Source organism: Ottowia beijingensis, assembly GCF_013423955.1.
Taxonomy (GTDB): domain Bacteria; phylum Pseudomonadota; class Gammaproteobacteria; order Burkholderiales; family Burkholderiaceae_C; genus Ottowia; species Ottowia beijingensis.
In genome coordinates this window covers 243,553-261,343 of sequence record NZ_JACCKX010000001.1, presented here as the reverse complement: position 1 = coordinate 261,343, position 17,791 = coordinate 243,553, and the positions used below count along the sequence as shown (strand labels likewise).

Annotated in this window: 14 protein-coding genes and 5 pseudogenes; 6 read left to right on the top strand and 13 right to left on the bottom strand. The window is 69.5% G+C overall.

The features are described 5' to 3' along the window. The first annotated feature begins 104 nt into the window (after positions 1-104). Complete coding sequence (locus tag H0I39_RS01360) at positions 105-302, top strand: hypothetical protein (protein ID WP_180549307.1); 198 nt, start codon at positions 105-107, stop codon at positions 300-302. Between the two features lie 114 nt (positions 303-416). On the opposite strand, the gene H0I39_RS01355 is transcribed toward H0I39_RS01360, so the two are convergent. Both H0I39_RS01355 and ppnP read right to left on the bottom strand, forming a co-directional pair. After that, a complete protein-coding gene (locus H0I39_RS01355; protein ID WP_180549306.1) occupies positions 417-1,676 on the bottom strand; it encodes an MFS transporter in 1,260 nt (419 codons plus the stop codon). A gap of 182 nt (positions 1,677-1,858) precedes the next feature. Beyond that, positions 1,859-2,176: a pyrimidine/purine nucleoside phosphorylase gene (ppnP, locus tag H0I39_RS01350; RefSeq protein ID WP_180549305.1), complete on the bottom strand. Its 318-nt coding sequence runs from the start codon at positions 2,174-2,176 to the stop codon at positions 1,859-1,861. 219 nt (positions 2,177-2,395) lie between these two features. Here ppnP and H0I39_RS01345 point away from each other — a divergent pair, with 219 nt between their 5' ends. Continuing rightward, on the top strand, positions 2,396-3,175 hold the full coding sequence (locus H0I39_RS01345; protein WP_373368243.1) for an RNA methyltransferase: 780 nt from the start codon (positions 2,396-2,398) through the stop codon (positions 3,173-3,175). 14 nt (positions 3,176-3,189) lie between these two features. Continuing rightward, positions 3,190-3,959 (top strand): annotated as a pseudogene (gene cysE, locus H0I39_RS01340) (serine O-acetyltransferase). Between the two features lie 501 nt (positions 3,960-4,460). Here the strand turns inward: cysE and H0I39_RS01335 are convergent. From H0I39_RS01335 to yjgA, 3 genes and pseudogenes are all read right to left on the bottom strand, one after another. Further along, positions 4,461-4,675 (bottom strand): annotated as a pseudogene (locus H0I39_RS01335) (YMGG-like glycine zipper-containing protein). Positions 4,676-4,873: 198 nt separating this feature from the next. Beyond that, positions 4,874-5,467 carry a molybdopterin adenylyltransferase gene (gene mog, locus H0I39_RS01330; RefSeq protein WP_180549304.1) on the bottom strand — a complete coding sequence of 198 codons (594 nt, stop codon included), beginning with the start codon at positions 5,465-5,467 and terminating at the stop codon, positions 4,874-4,876. A 139-nt stretch (positions 5,468-5,606) separates the two neighbouring features. Beyond that, positions 5,607-6,299: a ribosome biogenesis factor YjgA gene (gene yjgA / locus H0I39_RS01325; protein ID WP_180549303.1), complete on the bottom strand. Its 693-nt coding sequence runs from the start codon at positions 6,297-6,299 to the stop codon at positions 5,607-5,609. A gap of 42 nt (positions 6,300-6,341) precedes the next feature. Between yjgA and pmbA the strand changes: the two are divergent. Then, positions 6,342-7,708: pseudogene (pmbA, locus tag H0I39_RS01320) on the top strand (metalloprotease PmbA). A 238-nt stretch (positions 7,709-7,946) separates the two neighbouring features. Here pmbA and H0I39_RS01315 read toward each other — a convergent pair. The 8 genes and pseudogenes from H0I39_RS01315 to H0I39_RS01280 all read right to left on the bottom strand — a co-directional run bounded on the left by H0I39_RS01315 (position 7,947) and on the right by H0I39_RS01280 (position 15,601). Continuing rightward, the gene (locus tag H0I39_RS01315) at positions 7,947-9,779 is read right to left on the bottom strand and encodes a DUF6600 domain-containing protein (protein WP_180549302.1); all 1,833 of its coding nucleotides are present in this window, start codon (positions 9,777-9,779) and stop codon (positions 7,947-7,949) included. A 417-nt stretch (positions 9,780-10,196) separates the two neighbouring features. Beyond that, on the bottom strand, positions 10,197-10,643 hold the full coding sequence (locus tag H0I39_RS01310) for a GatB/YqeY domain-containing protein (RefSeq protein ID WP_180549301.1): 447 nt from the start codon (positions 10,641-10,643) through the stop codon (positions 10,197-10,199). A gap of 75 nt (positions 10,644-10,718) precedes the next feature. Next, positions 10,719-10,931 carry a 30S ribosomal protein S21 gene (gene rpsU / locus H0I39_RS01305; RefSeq protein WP_180549300.1) on the bottom strand — a complete coding sequence of 71 codons (213 nt, stop codon included), beginning with the start codon at positions 10,929-10,931 and terminating at the stop codon, positions 10,719-10,721. A gap of 300 nt (positions 10,932-11,231) precedes the next feature. Beyond that, a pseudogene (locus tag H0I39_RS01300) lies at positions 11,232-12,483 on the bottom strand (BaiN/RdsA family NAD(P)/FAD-dependent oxidoreductase); the annotation flags it as partial. A 280-nt stretch (positions 12,484-12,763) separates the two neighbouring features. Beyond that, positions 12,764-13,525, bottom strand: a pseudogene (gene cobA / locus H0I39_RS01295) (uroporphyrinogen-III C-methyltransferase); the annotation flags it as partial. A gap of 12 nt (positions 13,526-13,537) precedes the next feature. Further along, positions 13,538-14,485, bottom strand: coding sequence for a DNA-binding protein YbiB (gene ybiB / locus H0I39_RS01290; RefSeq protein ID WP_180549299.1), 948 nt, complete (start codon positions 14,483-14,485; stop codon positions 13,538-13,540). Between the two features lie 79 nt (positions 14,486-14,564). Then, positions 14,565-14,900: a thioredoxin family protein gene (locus H0I39_RS01285; protein ID WP_180549298.1), complete on the bottom strand. Its 336-nt coding sequence runs from the start codon at positions 14,898-14,900 to the stop codon at positions 14,565-14,567. A gap of 5 nt (positions 14,901-14,905) precedes the next feature. Next, the gene (locus H0I39_RS01280) at positions 14,906-15,601 is read right to left on the bottom strand and encodes a substrate-binding domain-containing protein (RefSeq protein WP_257645545.1); all 696 of its coding nucleotides are present in this window, start codon (positions 15,599-15,601) and stop codon (positions 14,906-14,908) included. 254 nt (positions 15,602-15,855) lie between these two features. Between H0I39_RS01280 and H0I39_RS01275 the strand changes: the two genes are divergently transcribed. Together H0I39_RS01275 and tsaD are read left to right on the top strand one after the other, a co-directional pair. After that, positions 15,856-16,311, top strand: a complete 456-nt coding sequence (locus H0I39_RS01275) for a CBS domain-containing protein (protein ID WP_180549297.1) — start codon at positions 15,856-15,858, stop codon at positions 16,309-16,311. Positions 16,312-16,370: 59 nt separating this feature from the next. Continuing rightward, the gene (gene tsaD, locus H0I39_RS01270) at positions 16,371-17,420 is read left to right on the top strand and encodes a tRNA (adenosine(37)-N6)-threonylcarbamoyltransferase complex transferase subunit TsaD (RefSeq protein WP_180549296.1); all 1,050 of its coding nucleotides are present in this window, start codon (positions 16,371-16,373) and stop codon (positions 17,418-17,420) included. The last annotated feature ends 371 nt before the right edge of the window (positions 17,421-17,791 follow it).

The window sequence follows — 17,791 nt, the reverse complement described above, 5'->3', positions numbered from 1 at the left end:
CGGCCTTCGCCGGGATGTCGGTGATCGACACCTTGAAGTGGAAATGGAGTGAGCGGGCTGCGGCCTATGATGCCCGCAGGCCGTCGAACGAAAGGAACCACGCCATGCGCCTGTCCACCATCATGGCCGTGCTGCTCATCGGCACGGTGCTGTACATCATCATGGCCGTCATCCGCGCCGCGGCCATTGGCCGCATGGAAGGCATGCAGGACGAGGCGCTGGCCTACCGCCGCAAAGCGGTGCGCGCGGCGGTCTTCGGCGTCGTGGTGCTGGCGGCGGCGGTGGTGACGCGCTGGTTCTGAGGCAGCCTGGCGCCGTCGCAAATAATGGGGAGTATGCTCTTTTGCGCCCGTGTTTCGGGCGCTGGCGGCCTTAATGGTGGGGAGTATATGGCCCGCCCGGCCTGGCCAGACCCGTCAGGTGGCCACCAGCCGTGTCGAAGGCCCGCGCGTGCGCCAGAACAGCCAGCTGGCAATCGCCAGGTTCAGCAGGTTCCAGCCGATGCCGTTGATGAAGGCCGCATCGTAGCTGCCCGTCATGTCGAACACCCAGCCCGACATCCATCCACCCAGCGCCATGCCCAGCAGCGTGGCCATGATGACGGCGCCGGTGCGCGCGCCGGCCTCGCGCGGCGGAAAGTGCTCGCGCACGATGATGGCGTACGACGGCACGATGCCGCCCTGAAACAGCCCGAACAGCGCCGACACCACGTACAGCGGCACCAGCCCGTCCACGGGCAGGAACATCAGCAGCGCCACGCCCTGCAGCGCCGAGCCCAGCAACAGCGTGCGGATGCCGCCGATGTGGTCGCATATCCAGCCCGACACCAGCCGGCTGATGATGCCGGAAAACAGCATCAGCGACAGCATCTCGGCCCCGCGCGCCGCGCCGTAGCCCAGGTCGGTGCAGTAGGCCACGATGTGCACCTGCGGCATCGACATCGCCACGCAGCAGGCCACGCCGGCCACGCACAGCAGCCACTGCGCGTGCGCCGTCGAGAGGCCGAAGGGCCGATCCGGCGGCCAGATGGTGGCACGCGGCGCCGCGGCCGCCCCGGCCGCCGGCAGCGCCAGCGCGGGCGGGCGCTGGCGCATGTAGAAGGCCAGCAGCGCCATGCCGATGCCGCACACCAGGCCCAGCACGATGTAGGTCGGCCGCCAGCCGTAATGCGTGATGCCCCACTGCGCCAGCGGCGGCCACAGCGTGCCGGCGATGTAGTTACCGCTGGCGCACACCGCCATGGCGATGCCGCGCCGCTTGTTCCACCACAGGCCGGTGTCGGCCATCAGCGGCGCGAAGGTGGCTGCGCCGCCCAGCAGGCCCAGCAGCCCGTGCGCCAGCCCGAACATCCACACATTGCCCGACAGCGCCGCCAGCACGTAACCGGCCAGCACGGCGGCCGAGCCCAGCCACAGCACGCGCGCGATGCCCCAGCGGTCGGCCCAGATGCCGGTGAACAGGCCACCCAGCCCCAGGCACACCATCATCACCGTGTAAGGCATCGACGCCCCCGCACGGCCGATGCCGAACTCGGCCTGCACCGCCGGCAGCACCACGGAGACGACGTACATCGCGCTGTTGCCCAGCGTGACCAGCAGCACCGTCACCAGCAGCCGCCAGGCGGCGGTGCGCGAATCGATCAGGCTGGCGTCGGCAGGGGCAGGGCGGGCGGACATGCGCGGCAGCGTAGCACGCGTTGCGCGCGGCGGCGGTCCGTTGCGTGACCTCCACGACGCTACGACCCAATGGCCGCGCAGCAGCCCATGCCAGCGAACGCCGTGGCCTCAACTCGCGCCGGCCACTGGCGTTGTCCCCCTCCCGCAGGAGAGGGGAAGCGGCGTCAGCCGCTCAGGGGGTGTTATCCGTAATGGCAGATGTAGTGGTATTGCTCGGCCACGCGAATGTCGAACGACGAATTGGCCGGGATGCTGAACCGCTCGCCGGGGCCGGACGATTTCCACTCGTCGCTGCCGGCCAGCTTGTATTCGCAGCCGCCGCCCACGCACTCCATGATCTCGGCCGCGCCGGTGTTGAAGGTGAGCGTGGCGGGCAGCACCACGCCCACGCTCTTCTTCGTGCCATCGGCCAGCGTGAAGCTGTGCGACACGCACTTGCCGTCGAAGTAGACGTTGGCCTGGGTGGTGAGGGTGACGTTGGGCAGGGTGGCGGTGGTCATGGTGAAGGATGAATGGGCAAAGCCGTGATGTTAGCGAGGCGCGCCCCTCAACCCGGGCTGTGGGAGCGGCCTTGGCCGCGATGGCAAGCTCTGCAGCGGCGAAGCGCCCATCGCGGCCAAGGCCGCTCCCACAAGAGGCGGGGGCGTGCCGGCGACAATCGCAACCATGGCCATCCCCGCACGCGCTTCATCCTGATCGACACCAGCCACGCCGGCAACGTGGGCGCGGTGGCGCGGGCGATGAAGGTGATGGGTTTTGACGATCTGGTGCTGGTTAACCCGCGCTGGCCCGACGTGCTGACGCGCACCGAGGCCATCGAGCGCGCCAGCGGCGCCACCGACGTGCTGGCGCGGGCGCGCATCGTGCCCACGCTGGACGAGGCGCTGGGCGGCATGACCCACCTGTGCGCCACGGCGATGACGCCGCGCGACTTTGGACCGCCCACGCGCGCACCGCGGGATCATTTCAGGATGCTATTGAAAAAGGAGCTTCCAGCGCTTGATGGACGGGCGTTGAAGCCTGGTTTGGCATTGAATGCGCCGGAAGGTATCGCCTTCCTGTTCGGCTCCGAGCGTTACGGCATGAAGAACGAGGACGTGTACCGCTGCCACGTTGCGCTCAGCATTCCCACGCACCCCGACTACGGCTCGCTCAACATCGCCGCCGCCGTGCAGCTGATCGCCTACGACTGGCGCCAGGCGTTGAGTGTGCTCGGCCACGGCTTCGACGTGCAACCCGCCACCGCGGCGCCGCAGCACGCCGACGCGGCGCAGGTGGCCGGCATGCTGGCGCACTGGCAGCAGGCGCTGGTCGACATCGGCTTTCTCGACCCCGCTGCGCCCAAGAAGCTGATGCCGCGTCTGCAGCAGCTGTTCAACCGCGCGCAGCCCACGGCGGAGGAGATTCACATCCTGCGCGGCATTGCCAAGGCCATGCAGGGCGCGGCCGCTGCCCACGCCACGAGTGCGGACACAGCGCCGGCAGTGCACAAACGCTAGACTCGCCACCCACCATGTTGCAGCGCATCCGTTCCTACACCCAGGCCATTCTCGAGCGCGACCCGGCCGCGCGCTCGGTGTGGGATGTGGTGTTCTCATACCCGGTTTCCACGCCCTGGTGCTGCACCGCATCGCCCACCCGCTGTGGGAGCGCGGCTGGCACTGGCTGGCGCGCTGGATCTCGCACTGGGGGCGCTTTCTCACGGGCATCGAGATCCACCCCGGCGCAAAGATCGGCGAGCGCGTGTTCATCGACCACGGCATGGGCGTGGTGATCGGCGAGACGGCCGAGATCGGCGACGACTGCACCATCTACCAGGGCGTCACGCTGGGCGGCACCTCGCTCGGCAAGGGCACCAAGCGGCACCCCACGCTGGGCAAGGGCGTGGTCGTGGGCGCCAGCAGCCAGGTGCTGGGCGGCTTCACGGTGGGCGACGGGGCCAAGATCGGCTCATCCGCCGTGGTCACCAAGCCGGTGCCCCCGGGCGCCACGGCGGTGGGCAACCCGGCGCGCATCATCGTGGCCGAAGACGCGGCCAAGCGCGAAGAGGCGGCTGCCAAGCTGGGCTTTTCGGCCTACGGCGTGACGCAGAACGACGACCCCGTGAGCCAGGCGCTGCGCGGCCTGATCGACGGCACGGCCAGCCAGGAGCACCAGATCATGCTGCTGTGGCAGGCCATCGAGAAGCTGTCGTGCCAGATCGACCCGAACTGCGTGCCCGACGACGCCACGCGCGAGGAAACCTTCGAGGCCGACAAGCTGAACGAGTTGGTGGGCAAGTAGCGGACGCAGCAGGGGGCGCCCCGGACCACGGCTGCCGCCCAACGCCCCGGCACCGTGGACGATCAAGACAGCTTGTTTATCAAGAAGTCTCAGACTGTGTTGTGGGAGCGGGCTTGCCCGCGATGAGGCGCCTCGTCGCCACCAGCGCTTGATCGCGGGCAAGCCCGCTCGCACACGGCGGATGCGGCCCGTGGGTCATTTGAGACTTCTTGATAGGTCAAGCAAAACAGACACCGCGCCCGCCCAGGGACGGGCCCACCTTCGGTGGCTGCGAGGCGATCCTGCGCGAGGTCGCGCCTATTGTGCGCCGCGCTTTCTGTTGGCTTTGCCGGTGCACCAGGCGCACAGGGGCTTTTCGCTTTCTGAAGGCACGCGGCGGTGTAAGAACTGATCCGCCGCAAGGCCGGCTTTGGGTTGCAGCCTGCCTCAACGCGCCAGGACGGCGGATGCTGCTGAAGGCCGGCGCGGCGATGCATCCGGCGCGCCAGCGTGGCGTTGGAATCAGCGGCGCTTGCCCACCTCGTTGCCGATCAGTGCGCCGGCAGCGGCGCCCCCACGGTGCCGAGCGTGTTGCCGAACAGCACGTTGCCGGCCACACCGCCGGCCACGGCGCCCACGCCGGTGCCGATCTGTGCATTGGTGGGGGAGGTGGAACAACCCGCGGCGGCCAGCGTGGCGGCGAGGACGGCGGCAAGGCTGTATTGGCGAAGTTTCATGGCGTGGCTCCTTGGTTCAGCACCGCGGCAATGGGAAATGGAAAAATTCAAGGACGACCGCGGCGCGCACCTTCAATGTGCCCCGGCCATGTGAAGCGCCGGGTCGGTGTTGTATCCAGGCGCTTGTGGGACATCGCCCTGCTTGCATCCCGTGACACCTGTTGCAGCGCGCCGTGGCGCGGCCACCGCAGGGCGCGCTCAGTCGCGCGCGGGCCGCACCGCGTTCTTGGGTCGGAAGGCCTTGCACACGGCGTCGTTGGTTTCCAGGTAGGGGCCGCCGATCAGGTCGATGCAGTAGGGCACGGCGGCGAAGATGCCGTGCACCTGCGGGTTGCCGGCGTTGTCCTTCAGGCCTTCCAGCGTCTCGGCAATCGCCTTGGGCTGGCCGGGCAGGTTGATGATGAGGCACTGCCCGCGGATCACCGCCACCTGGCGGCTCAGGATGGCCGTGGGCACGAAGGCCAGGCTGATCTGGCGCATCTGCTCGCCAAAGCCCGGCATTTCCTTGTCGGCGACGGCCAGCGTGGCCTCGGGCGTCACGTCGCGCACGGCGGGGCCGGTGCCGCCGGTGGTCAACACCAGGGCGCACCCGGCGTCGACCAACTCGATCAGCGTGCGGCTGATGGTGGCCTGCTCGTCGGGGATCAGGCGCGGCTCGAAGCTGATCGGGTTCTTCAGCGCCTTGCCTAGCCACTCCTGCAGCGCGGGCAGGCCCTTGTCTTCATACGTGCCGCTGGAGGCGCGGTCGCTGATGGAGACGATGCCGATGGTGATGGGGTCGTGTGCGTTCATGCGGGTTCCTTGCTGGGCCAATGACGGATGACAAATGACAAATGACTCCGCCGCTTCGCGGCTTCAATGACAAAGGAGCCGGGCGCCGCGGCCGCGCCTTTGTCATCGAGGCCGCAGGCCGAGGTCATTTGTCATGCAGTCAACCGGCGCGGGCGTCGTTGACGTAGCCCACGTCCTCGGCATCGATGGGTTGCACCTCGGGCGGGTGCGCCTCGGCCTGCGCCAGCGCGGTGTTCACCAACTGGAACAGCTCGCGGAAGGCACGGCTGTTGCGCTGCGCCTGACCCTTGGCTTCGGCCTCTTTGGCGGCGTCGGGCGTGGGCGCATCCTTGCGCGCCTGGCGCACCAGCGCGCGCAGCTGCTGCACGTCGGTGTCGGGGAACTGCGTCACCCAGGCGTTGACGGCGGCGTCTTCGGCGATCAGGCGCTCACGCCAGCGCTCGGCGGCGTGCAGGCGCAGGGTTTCGGCAGCTGGGCCCTTGCGCTGCTCTTCCAATGCGGCGCGCACGGCGGCCAGCTGTTCATCATGAAGCTGGCGCATCAGCTTGCCCACGTACTGGCTCTGGCGGCGCTTGCCTTCGAAGTTGGTGATGCGCTTGAGCTCCTCCAGCCCATCGACCAGCTTGGTGGGCAGATCGAGCGGCTCGAACAGATCGCGCCGCAGCGTCAGCAGCGCCTCGCCCAGCGCCTGCAGCTCGGCGCTCTGCGCCTTCAGCTCGGTCTTGCTGGGGCCATCGCCGCGCAGCTCGGCCTTGAGCTGTTCGTCCAGCTCGCTGCCTTCGGCGACGAACTGGCCGCGGACGAAATAGCCTTTCTTGGGTTTGCGGGACATGGATAGGAATCTGAAAAGTCGAGAAGTATGATAGCCGCCACCATGCAAAACGACTCCAAAGCCCTGCCGGGCTTTTCTTATTCGCGCGCCTTCTTCGAAGAGCTGGTGGACACCGCGCTGGCCCATGCCAAGAAGCTCGGCGCCACCGACGCGGGTGCCGAGGCATCCGAAGGTTCGGGCCTGAGCGTGAGCGTGCGCAAGGGCGAACTGGAGACGGTGGAGCGCAACCGCGACAAGTCGCTGGGCGTGACGGTGTACCTGGGCCAGCGGCGCGGCAATGCCAGCACGTCGGACTTCTCGCGCGCCGCCATCGAGCAGACGGTGCAGGCGGCCTACGACATCGCCCGCTTCACCGCCGAAGACCCGGTGGCCGGCCTGCCGGACGAGGCCGACATCGCCACCGAGCAGCGCGACCTGGACCTGTTCCACCCTGGCCCATCACCAGCGAGCAGGCGGCCGAGTTGGCGCTGGCCTGCGAGCACGCCGCGCTGGCGGTGGACAAGCGCATCACCAACAGCGAGGGCGCCGGCGTGTCGGCGCAGCAAAGCCATTTCTTTAGCGCGCACACGCACGGCTTTCGTGGGGGCTATGCCAGCTCGCGCCATTCGCTGTCTGTCGCGCCGATTGCCGGCAAGGGCAACGACATGCAGCGCGACTACTGGTACAGCTCGGAGCGCAATGCGCGCGACCTGGCCGCGCCCGAGGCCGTGGGCCGCTACGCCGCCGAGCGCGCGCTGAGCCGGCTGAAGAGCCGCAAAATCGGCACGCGCCAGTGCCCGGTGCTGTTCGAGTCGCCCTTGGCCGCCGGCCTGCTGGGCAGCCTGACGCAGGCGCTGAGCGGCGGCGCGCTGTACCGCAAGACCTCGTTCCTGGTCGATTCGCTGGGCAAGCCGGTGCTGCCCAAGCACATCGACGTGCTCGAAGACCCGTTCGTCGTCGGCGGCAAGGGCTCGTCGCCGTTCGACGAGGAAGGCGTGCGCGTGCAGGCGCGCAAGGTGGTGGATGCGGGGCGGGTGGCGGGCTACTTCCTCAGCACCTATTCGGCGCGCAAGCTGGGCATGAGGACCACCGGCAACGCCGGCGGCTCGCACAACCTCACGCTGCGGTCGCGCCTGACGCGCGCGGGCGACGACCTGGACGAGATGCTGCGCAAGCTGGGCACCGGCCTGTTCGTGATCGAGCTGATGGGCCAGGGCGTGAACTACGTCACCGGCGACTATTCGCGCGGCGCCAGCGGCTTCTGGGTGGAGAACGGCCGCATCGCCTACCCGGTGCAGGAGATCACCATCGCCGGCAACCTTCGCGAGATGTTCTTGGGGCTGCAGGCCGTGGGGGCCGATGCCTACACCTACGGCTCGAAAACCGTGGGTTCGGTGCTCATCGACCGGATGACGGTGGCGGGCAACTGAGTCCGTTTCCACCTCAAGACGTCAACCACCGTCATCCCGGCGAAAGCCGGGCTCCATGTGCTGCGCACGCGCGTCGTCTGGATTCCGGCTGTCGCCGGAATGAAGAAGTTCATGTCGTTTCGATCCGGACGTGGAACGGGCTGCCTTGCGGCCGGCTTGATTTTCAGGCCAAAACCGCCTTCAGCGCCCACCCATCAAGCGCCAGCAGCTATCAATAACGAAGCGCTGGCGTTCGCCTTCACGGCTCCATCATGCCGCGCCGTTCGCGCGGCTCGCGCGGTGCCAGCGCGCCGGAGTCGCGCATCGGCATGGCGCGCTGCTCGCGTTGCGGCATGGCGGGGCGCTCCATCTGGCGCGGCACATGGCCCAGCTCGCCCGACGAGAACGGCCGCTGCGCCGGCATCGGCTGCACGCGCGGCATCTGCGGGGCCGCGGCGGGCGGCGGGTTGATGACCGCCGGGCGCGGCTGCAATTCGCGCACGCGCTCTTCCTGCTGGCGCTGCATCTGCCACTGCTGTTGCTGCGCCTCGCGCACCTGCGGGTTGCGTGGCTGCGGCACGCCCATGTGGGCGCCGTCGCGCTCGGCCTGGTCGCGCAGGTAGCGGTTGCGCTCCAGGCTGCCGGATTCGTAGCGCTCCGGCGGTGCGGGCCGCGCGGGCCGAGCCATCGGCGGCTGGGCATCGTCGCCATGGCGCATGCCGCGGCCGTCGGGCACGGGCAGGCGGGCGGGCGACGGCGCGGGTGCGGCCACGCCGCGGTCGGCGCCGCCACGCGGCGGGCGCGGCTCGCGCACGCCAGCACCTGGGCGATCGGGCCGGTCAGGGCGCAGCGTGGGCAGCGGCGCCTGCGTCTGCACGCCGGGCACCCAGGCGCGCGGCGGCGGGGCGACGATGCGGCTGTCGTTCAGTGCGCCGGACGGCAGGCGGCTGCCGTCGCCGAAGCCGGGCCGGCGGCCGCGCTGGCCACCGCCGAACTGGTCGGCCGGAGCGTAGGTGACGGCGTTGGGGCGGCGATGGAAGTGGTAGCCGTCGGCCGGCGGGCGCACGCGCTCGCGGCCCCAGTTCAGGCCGCGGTGGTAGCGGTCGCTGGCGTGGTAGTGCGGGCGCCAGTATTCGCCCGGCGCCAGCGGGAACCACGCGGCACCGGGGCTGCCCAGCGCCACGCTCCAGTTGTCGCCACCGACGAAGGCCACCAGCGCCGGCGCGTACACCGGGCGCGGGCCGAAGCTGCCGGGCACCCAAGCCCAGCGCGGGCCGATCTGCGCCCAGCGGCCGTAGTGCGAGGGCGCGAAGCCCCAGGGCGCGTCGTCCACCCAGGTCCAGCCCCAGGGCTCCACCCAGGCCCAGCGGCCGTAGCGGTAGGGCGCCCAGTCGGCCACGGTGACCTGCGGGTACCACACGGGGCCGTAGGTGGCGTCCTGCGCCCATTCGCCGTAGGCGTCGAGCTGCTGGTAGCCGGGCACGTCGCGCGGCACGTAGCGGGCCGAGGCCGAGCGGTCTTCCAGCGCATCGCGCTGGGCCACCCACTGGTCGAAACCGTCGCGCACGGCCACGCCGCCGCGCTGCAACGGCTGCAGGTTGCGGCCGGTGAACAGCGCCTGCTGGCGCTGGCCCACGGTGGTGGATTGCCCCGCCTCGCCGTACACCGTGGCCACGCCGGCGTGCACGGTGACGCGCGTGGTGTCGGCGCGCGGATCGACGTCGACGCGGTATTCGCCCGCCTGGCTGGCCACCACGGCCAGGTGTGGGGTGTCGATCTCGACGCGCTCGCCGGGCTGCAGCTGGCGCACGCGCACCGAGGCGGTGCCGTCCATCAGCGCAAACTGCGCGGTGTCGTCGTCCAGCACGGTCACGCTCAGGTCGGCGTGGCCGGTCAGGCGCACGGCGGTCCAGCCGCCGTGCAGTTCGGCGCGCGCGTTGGGGTCGGTGACGAGGCGGGTGCCGGTGGTCGCCGGCCAGTTGATGGAGGCGGGCGCGAAGCGCTGGCCGTCGGTGGCGATCTGCACCGCGCCTTCGGCGGCGCTGATGTAGGCCACGCGTGACGGCGGGTCGGCCTGGGCCCAGCCCAGCACGGGCGCGGCCGCCAGCAGTGCGCCGCCAAGCCAGCGGCGCCAGGGGAAGAGGTGGGTTGCGTCATGGTGGTCAGAGGCCTCGGGGAACGGAAGCGTTCCTGCCTCTTCATAACGCGCCGGCGCGGGCTTCGGTTTGCCGCGGGCGGTCGCGCTGTGCAAAGCTGCGGCGCAGTTTGCAAGCAATTGTCAGAAAGCGGTTTGCTTGCTCATGGATTGATAGTGGCTTGCGCTTGTGCAGCCTTGATTTCAAGAGAAAAGTATCTGAAATCGTTTGCTGGCAAGCGCAAGCAGCTATGGTTTTTGATTTTTCTGATCGCCAGAGCGGTGTGTGGGAGCGGGCTGGCCCGCGATGCGGCATGCGGGGTGGGCGATGCGCTGCCATCGCGGCCAAGGCCGCTCCCACAAGGCCGGGGGCACTCAACCCGCCAGCGCAGCCTTCACCGCCGCGCTGACGGCGCCCATGTCCGCCTTGCCGGCCAGGCGCTGCTTCACGGCACCCATCACCTTGCCCATGTCGCCGGGCCCGCTGGCGCCCAGTTCGGCCACGATGGCCTTCACCTCGGCAACGATTTCGCTCTCCGACAGGCGGGCGGGCAGGTAGGCCTCCAGCACCTTCATTTCGGCGGCTTCCTTGTCGGCCAGGTCCTGGCGGCCGGCCTGGGTGAAGGCGGCGATGCTGTCCTTGCGCTGCTTGATGAGCTTGTCGACGATGGCGATGACGGCGGTGTCGTCCAGTTCGATGCGCTCGTCCACTTCCTTCTGCTTCATCGCCGCCTGCAGCAGGCGGATGGTGCCCAGGCGCTCGCTGTCCTTGGCGCGCATGGCGGTCTTCATGTCTTCGGTGATCTGGTCTTTCAGGCTCATGGTTTTGTCCTTGCAGAAACGAAAAAGCTCGCTGAGCGTCCCCGGCGAGCTTTTTGGTTGCGAGAAGCGGCTGAATCAGTACAGCTTCTTGGGCAGTTGCTGGCTGCGCACGCGCTTGTAGTGGCGCTTGACGGCAGCGGCCTTCTTGCGCTTGCGCTCGGCCGTGGGCTTCTCGTAAAACTCGCGGGCGCGCAGGTCGGTCAGCAGGCCCAGCTTTTCAATGGTGCGCTTGAAGCGGCGCAGGGCCACGTCGAACGGCTCGTTTTCTTTGACTCGGATGGTGGTCATTCAAATTTCAGGTATTTGCGCGGCCAGCGGGTGTGAAGTAGATCAGGCTTCACGCCATACGCCGCAGTTGTTGCCCCGCACATTCGAACTAGTATGGCCGGCGGGGCGTTTGCCAGCAAACCAAGGATTATAACCCCCTGAGGCGCTTGCGCGCCTTCCCCCAGGGGACGACGCTGGTGGCCGGCGCAGGTCCGGCCACGGCGTCCTCGAATGGCCTGCTCCGCGGCCCTTCTTGCGGCATGCTGCGCGGCCGCCTGGAGAGAAGTCAGGGGTGGCTGGCGTGCCGGTGTGGCGTGCTGCCAACGCCTCGGCGCAGGCGGCGGCGCTGGCCCAGGCCCACTGGAAGTTGTAGCCGCCCAGCCAGCCGGTGACGTCGACCACCTCGCCGATGAAGTACAGGCCGGGCTGCTGGCGCGCTTCCAGCGTCTGCGACGACAGTGCGCGCGTGTCGACGCCGCCCAGGGTGACTTCGGCCTTTTGTAGCCCTCGGTGCCGGTGGGGGTGAGCGGCCAGCGCTGGAGTTGCTCGGCCAGTTGAAGCAGCGCCTTGTCGCTGGCCTCGTTGACGGGGCGCTGCCAGGCGGCGTCCTGCGCCACCCAGGCTTCGGCCAGGCGCTGCGGCAGCCACTGCGCCAGTTCGTTCACGATCAGCTTGCGCGAGCGCGCCTTGGCGGCCAGCAGTTCGGCCGCCACGTCCACCTCGGGCGCCAGGTCGATGACGATGGGCGTGCCCGGGCGCCAGTAGCTGGAGATCTGCAGCACCGCCGGGCCGGACAGGCCGCGGTGGGTGAACAGCAGGTCTTCGTGGAAGGTCACATGCTGCTTCTTCTCGCCCGTGCCGATGCGCACCGGCAGCGCCAGACCGGCCAGTTGTGCGTAGGGTGCCCAGGCCGCGCCGTCGAAGGTGAGCGGCACCAGGCCGGGGCGGGTGTCGATGATCTTCAGGCCGAACTGGCGCGCGATGTCCAGCCCCAAGCTGCTGGCGCCGATCTTGGGGATCGACAGGCCGCCGGTGGCGATGACCAGGGCGGGCGCTTCGATGGGGCCACGATCGCTATCGATGAGATAGCTGCCTGCGCTTGCTGCATCAGCGCTGGCGGCCTCTTTGGCTTGAAACCGCACGCTCTGCACGCGGCACGGCTGCCAGCGTTCCACCAAGCCGCCGTGCGCGGTCGCAGCGGCACATTCGGCCAGCAGCAGGGCAATCAGATCTTCGGCCGAGCGGTCGCAGAACAGCTGGCCCTTGTGCTTCTCGTGCCAGGGCACGCCGTGCCGGTCGAGCAGGGCGATGAAGTGCTGCGGCGTGAAGCGCGCCAGCGCCGAGCGGCAGAAGTGCGGATTGGCGCTGATGAAATGCTTGTGCGGCGCGGCCGGGTCGAGGTCGCGGTTGGTGAAGTTGGCGCGCCCGCCGCCCGAGACGCGCACCTTTTCCGCCACGCGTTCGCTGTGGTCGATGAGCAGCACGCGCAGGCCGCGCTGCCCGCCTGCGCCGCGCAGAACAGGCCGGCGGCACCGGCACCCAGAATGACGGCGTCGAAGCGGGGAGGAGGCATGGGGCGATGGTAGTAGGCCCGCCGGGCACCTCAAGAATCGGAGCTGCTCGCGCAGGTCATGACAAGTTGCCGAGCCATGAGCAGCCACTGAATACCGGACGCAGAGGACGCAGAAGAACCGCAGAGGACGCAAAAGACAGCCCTGCTTGAATTCTTCTGCGTCCTCTGCGTATGGTTTTCTGGCATGCCATGCGCGGACCTGAGTTAGAGGCCTACTCAGATGGAATCGGTTTGAAACCTTCGTGGATCAAGCGCAAGAAGCTATCAATAAAGGAGTTTCTCAGGCGGCCAGCGCCGCGTCCTGCAGCGCCGCGCGCACGCCCAGCACCACGTCGCCCACCACCATGATGGCCGGGCTGCCCAGGCCGCAGGCAGCCAGCCTGTCGGGCAGCTCGCCCAAGGTGGTGAGGCACTGGCGCTGCGCCGGCAGGGTGGCGCGCTGGATCACGGCCACCGGCGTGGAAGCCGGCAGGGCCGACAGCAGCCCGGCCTGGATGCGCGCGGCGCTGCTGATGCCCATGTAGATCACCAGCGTCAGGCGCAGGCCGTGCGCCGATTCGCCCAGCCGCGCCCAGTCCAGGCCGGGGCCGTCCTTCTGCGGGTGGCCGGTGACGAAGACCACGCCGTGCGCGCGGTCGCGGTGCGTCAGCGGCGCGCCCAGGCTGGTCATGGCGGCCAGGCCCGAGGTGATGCCGTTGACCACCACCGGCTCGATGCCGGCGCGGCGCAGGCTTTCCACCTCTTCGCCGCCGCGGCCGAAGATGAACGGATCGCCGCCCTTCAGGCGCACCACGTTCTCGCCGGCGCGGGCGGCCTCCAGCATCAGCTGCTCGATGGTGGCCTGCGGCGTGCTCTTGCAGCCGCCGCGCTTGCCGACGTAGGTGATGCGCGCGTCGGGCCGGGCGTGGGCCAGCACGCCTTCGCCCACCAGGTCGTCGACCAGGATGACGCTGGCGGCGGCAATCGCCTTGACGGCCTTGAGCGTGAGCAGATCGGGGTCGCCCGGGCCGGCGCCCACCAGGGTGACGCGGCCGGTTGGTGCAGGGGGCTTTGCTCATGCGGCCAGCTCCTGCAGGCAGGTCGGGTCGCCCTCGGCCTCCAGCGCCTTGCAGGCACGCACGATGTGCTCGACCTGCAACAGGATGGGCTCGGGCGGCGGCAGGCGGCCTTCCATCACGTCGCGGATGTAATCGGCGGTGACGGCGGCGTCGGTGCTGGTGGGCAGCGCGGGCAGCGTGGCCAGCGGGCCGGGCTGCGCGTCCTGCACGGTGTGGCTTTCGCCGTTGAGGAACAGGTCCATGCGCGGCGTGCGGCGCGGGTCGGCCACGGGCTCGCCCTCGGTGCCGCGCAGCAGCAGGGCGGGCGTGCGCATCAGCCTGAAGGTGGCGGCCATGGATTCGGCGTATTCGGGGTGCGTGTAGCTGGCCACCACCAGCGCGGGGCCGTCCACCGGGTTCATCAGCTTGACCAGCGCGTGCGCCGGGTTGCGCAGGCCGATGGCGCGGCGCACGTCCAGCAGGCGTTTCAGGCCCGGGTGCAGCGCCTCGGTGGCGACGAAGTGCACGCGGCCGTTGTCGATGCGCTCATGGGGCGCGCTGGGGTCGATGCCCAGCGCGGCCAGCACGGCCTGGCTGCTGACGCGCGCGTCTTCGGTGGGCGTGCCGTGCACCAGCACCGGCAGGCCCTTGCGCGCCAGCAGGGCGGCCAGCAGGGTGGTGAGCCCCGGCAGCTTGCGCGCGCCGTTGTAGCTGGGCAGCACGACCACCGGGCGGTCGCTGCGCGGCAGCTTGGTCAGGCGCAGGTCCAGCGCGTCCAGAAAGCCGGCCATTTCTTCTGGCGTCTCGCCCTTGATGCGCATGGCGACGCAGAAGGCGCCGATCTCGAAGTCGGAGCACTGGCCGTCGAGCAGCTGGCACAGCAGGTCGGTGGCCTGCTCGCGCGACAAGGCGCGTGCGCCCTGCGCGCCCCGGCCGATTTCCTTGATGTAGGGGCTGATTCCCATGGGTGGCATTGTGGTCTGGCACCGAAGGGCGCTCAATTGATGGGAGTCAAGAATAAGCCAGTTGCGGCGTGCAGCACCATCACAGGCCCAGGCTTTGCAGCAGGCGCGCGATCTGCCCAGGCTGCGGCACCACCGGCCCGGCAAAGCGCACGGCGCCGTCGCGCCCGCCGATCACCAGGGTGGGAAAGGTCTCGACGTCGATGTCGCCCAGGGCATCGGCCTCGTCCTCGATGTCGAGCCAGCGGAAGGCCAGCGTGGGCCGCGCGGCGGCGGCCTGCTCGAAGCCGGGGCGAAAGTCGTCGCACACGCGGCACCAGGCCGCGCACAGGCAGACCACGGCGCCATCGGCCGGCAAGCTCGCCAGCGTGCGCGCCAGCAGCGCGCGCAGGTCGGGGTCGGTCAGCGCCAGGCCCATTGCGCTCAGGCGGGCGCCATGCCGTTGGCCTGCTTGATGGCGGCGGTTTCAGGCGCGGCCAGAAAGGCCAGCAGGGCGCGCGCCGCCTCGGGTTGCTTCGACGCGGCTGCCACGCCGCCGGCGAAGATGGTGGTGATCTGGATCGCCTCGGGCAGCGGGCCCAGCACGTCGATGCCGGGCAGGTGCATCAGCTCGCTCAGCTGCTGAAAGCCCAGCGCTACCTCGCCCCGCGCGACGAGCGCGCCCACCGGCGTGCCGGGCGGCGGCACCACCAGCTTGGCCTGCACGGCGTCGGCGATGCCCCAGCGCTGGAACAGCCGGGCCAGGGCCACGCCGCTGGGGCCGGTGGAGTAGCTCACCGTGGGCGCGGCCAGCACGGCGGCCTGCACCGCGGCTTCGCTGCCGATGTCGGGGTGCGGCGCGCCGGCGCGCACGGCCACGGCGACGCCCGAGCGCACGATGTCCACCCGGCTGCCGGGCAGCAGGTGGCCGTCGGCGATGAGCTGGTCGATGGCGTCGGAGCCCAGCGCCACGGCGTCGAAGGCTTCGCCCGCGGCCACGCGCCGGGCCGCATCCACGCCGCCCACCGATTCGAGCGCCACCGCCACGCCGGGGTGCTGGCGCTGGTGGCTGTCGACCAGCTCGGTCAGCAGCTTCCTGGTGGCCATGGAGGAGATGAGGGCGAGCGGGGCGGTGGGCATGGTGATGAATTCAGGATCAATTGCCAAAAACGGCTGCAGCGCCCTATGGACGGGCGCAAGCAGCTATGAAAATAAAAGCAAAGTGCAGCTGCGGGCGCCCCCGTATTGTGCCGGCGGCCCGGCTTGCGGCGGTGGCCCTGCGATGGCTTACACCTGAGCATGGCAAATCGGCGCTGCTTCTGGCACGATGTACGTGCCATTCAACAATGGGCGGCATCGCATGGACAGCCGCCTGACAACGAGGAGAACCCGCCATGGCCACCACCGTTGCCGAGATCCTGTCTTCCCGCCCGGGTGTCACCCTGGCAGCGCTGCCGCCCACCGCCACCGTGCGCGATGCGCTGCAGCTGATGGCCGAGCGCCAGATCGGCTCGGTGCTGGTGGTGCAGGGCGATGCGCTGCTGGGCATCTTCACCGAGCGCGACTACGCCCGCAAGCTGGCGCTGCAAGGCCTGTCGTCGGCCGAGACGATGCTGGTGAACGTGATGACCGCGCGCCTGTACGTCGTCAGCCCGCGCCAGACGGTGCAGGAATGCCTGGGCATCATCACCAAGGGCCGCCTGCGCCATCTGCCGGTGGTCGATGGCGGCGAGCTGGTGGGCTTGGTCTCCATCGGCGATCTGGTGAATGCGCAGCTGGAGGAGCAGCGCTTCATCATCTCGCAGATGGAGAACTACATCGTCGGCAACATGGGCGACAGCCAGTTCTAGCCCGCGCACAGGGCGCCCGGCCGCACCGCGCGCCGGGCCGCGGCGGATAATCCTGCGCCATGTCGACCCTGGTTCTCGGTATCGAATCGTCCTGCGACGAAACCGGCGTGGCGCTGGTGCGCACGCGTGAACACGGCGTGCCCGAGCTGCTGGCGCACGCGCTGCACACCCAGGTGGCGATGCATGCCGACTACGGCGGCGTGGTGCCCGAGCTGGCCAGCCGTGACCACATCCGCCGCGTGATTCCATTGGCCAATCACGTGCTGGCGCAGGCGGGGCAGGCGCTGGCAGCTATCGATGTAATAGCTTACACGCGCGGCCCCGGCCTGGCGGGTGCGTTGCTGGTGGGCGCCGGCGTGGCCTGCGCGCTGGGTGCGGCGTTGGGCAAGCCGGTGCTGGGCGTGCACCACCTGGAGGGGCACCTGCTGTCGCCCTTCCTCAGCGCCGATCCACCCGAATTTCCCTTCGTCGCCCTGCTGGTCAGCGGCGGCCACACGCAGCTGATGCGCGTCGATGGCGTGGGCCGCTACCAGCTGCTGGGCGAAACCATCGACGACGCGGCCGGCGAGGCCTTCGACAAGTCCGCCAAGCTGCTCGGCCTGGGCTACCCCGGCGGGCCGGCACTGGCGCGGCTGGCCGAGTTTGGCGACGACACGGCCTACAAGCTGCCGCGCCCGCTGCTGCACAGCGGCAACCTGGATTTTTCGTTTGCCGGGCTGAAGACGGCGGTGCTGACGCAGGCGAAGAAGTTCGAGGGCGCGCCGTGCGAGCAGATGCGCGCCGACCTGGCGGCCAGCACACAGGCCGCCATCGTCGAGGTGCTGGTGAAGAAGTCGCTGGCGGCGCTGAAAGCCACGGGCCTGAAGCGCCTGGTGGTGGCCGGCGGCGTGGGCGCCAACGCCCGCCTGCGCGCGGCGCTGAACGCCGCCTGTGCCCAGCGCGGCGTGCGCGTGCACTACCCCGAGCTGCACCTGTGCACCGACAACGGCGCCATGATCGCCCTGGCCGCCGCCATGCGCGTGCAGGCCGGCATCGAGGCACCGAACACCGACTACGCCTTCGACGTCAAACCGCGCTGGCCGCTGGACATGCTGCCGCTGGCGGCCTGAAGGGTGCGGGGCAGGGCGTTCGCGGGCGGGGCAGGCCCTGTTCCAGGCGCTAACGAATTGGCGCGGTGTTGACGTATCAATAAGTGAGCTGCTGGCGCCCGGTTGGCGGGCGCTGAAGCCTGTTTTCGACATCCAGAAAATTTTGCAAGTCCCCCCTTTTTGTTCGGCGTGGCGATGTCTCATACCGCTTCGCGTTCAAAACAATGACCCATGACGAACCGCCGCTTTGTCATTGAAGCGCAGCGAAGTCATTTGTCATTCGTCATTTTTGAAATCACCCCGTCCCGGACGCAACAACGCCGCAGGGCCAGGCGGCCGCTGCGGCGTTGTCGCGTGGGTGGCGCGGGCGCGGTGGCCCGCCGCCATGGGTG